The organism is Kineococcus vitellinus (assembly GCF_009906315.1).
GTDB lineage: Bacteria > Actinomycetota > Actinomycetes > Actinomycetales > Kineococcaceae > Kineococcus > Kineococcus vitellinus.
In genome coordinates, this window is the sequence record NZ_JAAALL010000377.1 from 1 (window position 1) to 3,542 (window position 3,542).

At 76.1% G+C, this 3,542-nt stretch carries 7 protein-coding genes and 1 pseudogene; 3 read left to right on the forward strand and 5 right to left on the reverse strand.

Annotation, left to right across the window (positions count from 1 at the left end):
• The coding region (locus GTQ99_RS21090; RefSeq protein WP_166617661.1) for a hypothetical protein at positions 1–263 on the forward strand (263 nt) is incomplete at its 5' end.
• Here the strand turns inward: GTQ99_RS21090 and GTQ99_RS21095 are convergent.
• Positions 260–664 carry an ATP-binding protein gene (locus tag GTQ99_RS21095; RefSeq protein WP_338075176.1) on the reverse strand — a complete coding sequence of 135 codons (405 nt, stop codon included), beginning with the start codon at positions 662–664 and terminating at the stop codon, positions 260–262. The two genes, GTQ99_RS21090 and GTQ99_RS21095, sit on opposite strands and share 4 nt — an antisense overlap.
• Before the next feature lie 150 nt (positions 665–814).
• Between GTQ99_RS21095 and deoC the strand changes: the two genes are divergently transcribed.
• Positions 815–1,492, forward strand: a complete 678-nt coding sequence (gene deoC / locus GTQ99_RS21100; RefSeq protein WP_166617662.1) for a deoxyribose-phosphate aldolase — start codon at positions 815–817, stop codon at positions 1,490–1,492.
• A 35-nt stretch (positions 1,493–1,527) separates the two neighbouring features.
• Positions 1,528–2,268 carry an HAD-IIA family hydrolase gene (locus GTQ99_RS21105; RefSeq protein WP_166617667.1) on the forward strand — a complete coding sequence of 247 codons (741 nt, stop codon included), beginning with the start codon at positions 1,528–1,530 and terminating at the stop codon, positions 2,266–2,268.
• Positions 2,269–2,308: 40 nt separating this feature from the next.
• Here GTQ99_RS21105 and GTQ99_RS21110 read toward each other — a convergent pair whose 3' ends face one another.
• The 4 genes and pseudogenes from GTQ99_RS21110 to GTQ99_RS27610 all read right to left on the reverse strand — a co-directional run.
• A complete protein-coding gene (locus GTQ99_RS21110; RefSeq protein ID WP_166617663.1) occupies positions 2,309–2,620 on the reverse strand; it encodes a tetratricopeptide repeat protein in 312 nt (103 codons plus the stop codon).
• Between the two features lie 65 nt (positions 2,621–2,685).
• On the reverse strand, positions 2,686–3,033 hold the full coding sequence (locus GTQ99_RS21115) for a metallopeptidase family protein (RefSeq protein ID WP_205707952.1): 348 nt from the start codon (positions 3,031–3,033) through the stop codon (positions 2,686–2,688).
• Positions 3,030–3,311, reverse strand: a complete 282-nt coding sequence (locus tag GTQ99_RS21120) for a hypothetical protein (protein WP_166617665.1) — start codon at positions 3,309–3,311, stop codon at positions 3,030–3,032. The genes GTQ99_RS21115 and GTQ99_RS21120 overlap by 4 nt, the downstream gene beginning before the upstream one ends.
• A gap of 56 nt (positions 3,312–3,367) precedes the next feature.
• Positions 3,368–3,475, reverse strand: a pseudogene (locus tag GTQ99_RS27610) (CstA-like transporter-associated (seleno)protein); the annotation flags it as partial.
• Positions 3,476–3,542 lie beyond the last annotated feature (67 nt).

Consider the following 3,542-nt stretch of genomic DNA (forward strand, 5'->3'; position numbering starts at 1 on the left):
CCCCCGCCGCGCTGCGCACGCAGCTGGCGCGCTCGGGCCCGCAGGTCCCGCTCTCGCGGACGGTCTCCTCGCAGCTGTCGCGGCTGGGGGTGACCTGCAGCCTGGTCCTCGTCGCCGAGCACGAGCGCCTCGTGCGGCGCGCGCTGCCGCCGGCGGCCCTGCGCCGGCTCATGGCCGAGCACACCGCCGAGCACACCGCCGAGCACACTCCCGAGCGCAGCGCCGAGCACGCCGCGGAGTGCGCGGGCGAGGCCCGGGGCTAGGAGGAGGGCTGCGGCAGGGGGACGCGCGACCAGACGGTCTTGGCCGGGTCCCCCTCGTGCGGGCGCACCCCCCACTCGGAGCTCAGCAGCTCCACCAGGCGCACCCCCCGGCCGCCGACGGCGTCGGGGCGGGCCTCCACCTGCCGGGGCAGGTGGTGGCCGCCGTCGCTGACCGAGACGACCACCCCGTCGTCGGCGTCGCAGTCGAGCGCCAGCGCGATCGGCGGGCCGCCGTGGCGCACGGCGTTGCTCACGAGCTCGCTGACGACGATCTGCGCGGCCACCAGCGCGGCGTCGGCGTGGTCGTGGCACCAGTGCTCGTCGAGGAAGCGCCGGGCCAGGCGCGCCGAGGAGGGGTGGACGGGGAGGGGGGTCTGCGCCCGCGGGCTGGAGCTGCACACGCGCACATCCTCGCCGCTGCCGGCCCTCCCGGCCCGCCGGGACGCCGGCCCGCCCCGCCGGGACGGCCGGCGGGCACCCGCCGCCGCCGGCCGGGCACGCACCGCCACCGAGGGGCGCACCCGCCCGCGCGCACTGGCACACTCGCCGACGTGACCGCTCTCCCCGCCCCGCGCACCCGTCCGGCCGTGGCCCGCCTCGTCGACCACACCCTGCTCAAGCCGGAGGCGAGCGCCGCCGACGTGGCCGCCCTGTGCGAGGAGGCGCGCTCGCTGGGCGTGCTGGCCGTCTGCGTGTCCCCCTCGATGCTGCCCGTCGACGGCGAGGGCCTGGTGGTGGCGACCGTCTGCGGGTTCCCCTCCGGCAAGCACACCAGCGCCGTGAAGGCCGCCGAGGCCGCCGCCGCCGTGCAGGCCGGCGCCGACGAGGTGGACATGGTCATCGACGTGGGCGCCGCGCTGGCCGGGGAGGTCGACGCGGTGCGCGAGGACATCGCCGCCGTGCGCACCGCGGTCCCCGCGCCCACCGTGCTGAAGGTCATCGTCGAGTCCGCCGCCCTGCCCGACGACGTCCTCGTCGCGGTGTGCCGGGCGGCGGAGGAGGCGGGCGCGGACTTCGTGAAGACGTCCACCGGCTTCCACCCCGCGGGCGGGGCCACCGTCCACGCCGTGCAGCTCATGGCCGCCACCGTCGGCGGCCGGCTGGGGGTCAAGGCGAGCGGCGGGATCCGCACCACCGAGGCCGCGCTGGCCATGCTCGACGCCGGCGCGACGCGGCTGGGGCTGTCCGGCAGCGCGGCCGTCCTGGCCGGCCTGGAGGACGCGCGGTGAGCCAGGAGAACGGCATCGAGTGCTGGCTGACCGACATGGACGGGGTGCTCGTCCACGAGGAGCACGCCCTGCCGGGGGCCGCGGAGTTCCTGCAGCGCCTGGCCGACTCCAGCCGCCGGTTCCTGGTGCTGACGAACAACTCGATCTTCACCCCGCGCGACCTGGCGGCCCGCCTCTCGCGCAGCGGCATCGAGGTGCCCGAGGAGAACATCTGGACCTCGGCGCTGGCGACGGCCGACTTCCTGGCCCGGCAGATGCCGGGCGGGTCCGCGTACGTCATCGGCGAGTCGGGCCTGACGACCGCGCTGTACGAGGCCGGGTACACCACGACCGACACCGACCCGGACTACGTGGTCCTCGGCGAGACGCGCACGTACTCCTTCGAGGCCATCACCAGGGCGATCCGCCTGGTGGAGGCCGGTGCCCGGTTCATCGCCACGAACCCCGACGCCACCGGGCCCTCCAAGGAGGGTTCCCTGCCGGCGACGGGGTCCGTGGCCGCGCTCATCACCCGGGCCACGGGCGCCGAGCCGTACTTCGTCGGCAAGCCGAACCCGATGATGTTCCGCTCGGCGATGAACCGCATCGAGGCGCACTCGGAGACCACCGCGATGATCGGCGACCGCATGGACACCGACGTCGTCGCGGGCATCGAGGCGGGTCTGCGCACGTTCCTCGTGCTCACCGGCTCGACGAGGGCGGAACAGGTCGAGCGCTTCCCGTTCCGCCCCCACCGCGTCGTCGACGGCATCCGCGACCTCGTCGACCTGATCTGAACCGACCTGGTCCGAACCGGCCGGGGTGGCGCTGGGGCCCTCAGACCTCCGCGCCGAGCACGTGCGCCATCACCCGGTGCCCGCGCGCCTCGGAGTGCCGGCTCTGGCGCTCCAGCGCGCGCGAGAGCAGCAGGTGCGCGTACGCGTCGGAGGGGCTGCGCCGCACCAGGTCCCGCGCCTGCTCCTCGGCCTTGACGAGCATCGCGGCGGAGAAGTAGGAGCGCGCCAGCAACTCGCGCAGCGAGCGGTCGTCGGGGTGGCGCTCCACGAGGGGTTCCAGCGAGCGGACGGCGTCGGTGTAGCGGCGGTCGTCGAAGGCGCTCCGGGCGATCTCGAAGGTCAGCAGGTCCATGTCCACGGAGGCTGGAACGCCGCCGCGCGCACGCCGATTCCGCGGGCCCGCCGGGGCCGGGCGCCTCAGGCCCAGCCGAGCTCGTGCAGCCGCTCGTCGTCGATGCCGAAGTGGTGGGCGATCTCGTGCACGACGGTGATCCGCACCTCCGCGACCACCTCGTCGCGGTCGGCGCAGACCGCGAGCGTGGGGCGGCGGAAGACGGTGATGCGGTCCGGCAGCGAGCCGGCCGCCCACCAGGTGCCGCGCTCGGTCAGCGGGGTGCCCTCGTACAGGCCCAGCAGGTCCGGCGGCATCCCCGCGGGCGGCTCGTCCTCCACGAGGACGACGACGTCGTCCATCGCGCGCGCCAGCTGCTCGGGCACGGAGTCGAGGGCGTCGGCGACGGCCTCCTCGAACTCCTCCTCGCTCAGGAGCGCCACGCCGGTTCCGGCCGGCGGCGCGAGTCGACCTCGCGCACGGGCCGGCGCAGCACCCGCAGCCGCTCCACGACGACGGCGTCGACGCCGACGGGCGCCTCGCTGACCAGGGCCGAGCCGGTGTGCACGTGCAGCAGGACGAGGTCGCGGGCGAACGCGGCGTCCTCGGCGCGCACGGTCTCCAGGTGCACGATCCCCGAGCCGCCCGCCCAGGGCCGCGTGCCGCTGGGGCAGCGGCGGTGCGCGATGACGGTCACCCGGTAGCGCTGCATGCACGCATCGTGTCGCGGTGGGCACCGCCTGTCGAGCACCCCGTCTCAGCTCCGTCTCAGCAGCAGCGCGAGGAGACCGTCGCGGCCCGGGCGTCGGCCCGGCGGCGCTCGAAGTCCCGCCGGCTCAGCGGCGGGTGCCCGTGCTCGGCGCAGCCGGCCAGGTAGGCCTCCCAGCGCGCCCGCTACGCCGACGCGCTCGCGGCCGGGGAGGTCCTGGCGCCGGCGCAGGAC